1 protein-coding gene is annotated in these 1,044 nt (G+C 73.8%); it reads left to right on the forward strand.

Features of this window, described 5'->3' with window-relative positions; all coding sequences use genetic code 11:
* Positions 1-75: 75 nt before the first annotated feature.
* On the forward strand, positions 76-1,044 hold a 969-nt coding region (locus tag AB0C29_RS50085; RefSeq protein ID WP_360835666.1), incomplete at its 3' end, for a PP2C family protein-serine/threonine phosphatase.

Below are 1,044 nucleotides of genomic sequence, written 5' to 3' on the forward strand. Positions count from 1 at the left end.
GGCACCCCGGCCGGGCGGGCGTACACGCGGTCGGTCCCCTGCCCCGCCGCGGAGGACCAGGGAGCGGGGCTGTGGGTGCCGATCCTCGACGGTGTCGAGCGCCTGGGCGTGCTGGAGATCGCCGCCGGCACGCCGCTGGACGACCGGGCCGTCGACGACTGCATGACCCTGGCCTCGCTGTTCGCCGAGCTGCTGATCACCCGCGCGCAGTACAGCGACGTGCTGGAGAAGGTACGCCGTCGTAAGCCCATGCAGCTGGCCGCGGAACTGTTGCGCGGCCAGCTGCCACCACTGTCGTTCTCCACCGGGCACGTGATGATCAGCGGGATGCTGGAGCCCTGCTACGACGTCGGCGGGGACGCGTTCGACTACGCGGTCAACGGCGACACCGCGCACCTGGCCCTCTTCGACGCCACCGGGCACGGCTCGGCCGGCGGGATGCGGTCGGTCATGCTGGTGTCGCTGGCGCTGGCGGCGTACCGCAATGCCCGTCGCCTGGATCTCGACCTGATCGCCACGTACCACCACATCGACGCCGCGATCCGCGACCACGACCGGTCCGGCCTGATCACCGCCGTGCTCGCGGAGCTGGACCAGCGCACCGGCCGGCTGCGGGTGATCTCCGCGGGCCACCCGAGCGGGATGGTGCTGCGCGGCGGCCGGATGGTCAAGGTGCTGCCCACCCCCACCGCCCTGCCCGTCGTCCTCGGTGATCAGCGGCCACCGCTGGTCGTCGAGGAGCAGCTGGTCCCGGGCGACCTGGTGCTGCTGCACACCGACGGCATCACCGAGGCCCGCTCCCCCGGCGGCGAGGAGTTCGGCCTCGACCGGCTGGTGACCTTCGCGTGCCGGACCGCCGCCGAGGACCTGCCGCTGCCCGAGACGACCCGCCGGCTGGTCCACGCCATCCTCGACCACCAGCACGGCCACCTCCAGGACGACGCCACCATCCTGATCGCGCAGTGGCTGAGCCCGGCGCCGCCGAGGGCCGACGCCGAGCCGGTCGCGGCACCGGCCCGCGCGCCGCTCGACCTCCCGGCCTCC

It is taken from the genome of Actinoplanes sp. NPDC048791 (assembly GCF_040650095.1).
Classification (GTDB): Bacteria; Actinomycetota; Actinomycetes; order Mycobacteriales; family Micromonosporaceae; genus Actinoplanes.